The following is a 372-nucleotide window of genomic DNA, read 5'->3' on the forward strand; positions in this document are numbered from 1 at the left end:
CCAAGCTTCTTTTCCTCTTAAAAATTAAAAAGAGAATCACATAAACTAAGCGTTAAAACTCAGTGAATATCTTGCTTAATCGTTATCCAGTTTTCAAAGAACATCCGACAAATGATCAGCTTCGCATTTCTTCGTCAGCTTTGCCTTTCCGGTACTCACTTAGAATCACTAAGCTCCGTTTCCTCCAAGGCTTTGCTTCCTCGAACTACTCGCTGCTAATTTGTCTCTATGATTACAACCGTAAGGTTGCAATATATATGAGAGAATGATCTCTCAAAACTAAACAAAGCAGAAACGTCACGTCTCGTATATATTCCTTAGAAAGGAGGTGATCCAGCCGCACCTTCCGATACGGCTACCTTGTTACGACTT

1 rRNA gene is annotated in these 372 nt (G+C 39.8%); it reads right to left on the reverse strand.

The annotated features are described in order from the left end of the window. Positions 1–321: 321 nt before the first annotated feature. A 16S ribosomal RNA gene (locus GJU40_RS20895) occupies positions 322–372 on the reverse strand; the annotation flags it as partial.

The sequence above is a fragment of the Metabacillus lacus genome (assembly GCF_009674805.1).
Classification (GTDB): domain Bacteria; phylum Bacillota; class Bacilli; order Bacillales; family Bacillaceae; genus Metabacillus_C; species Metabacillus_C lacus.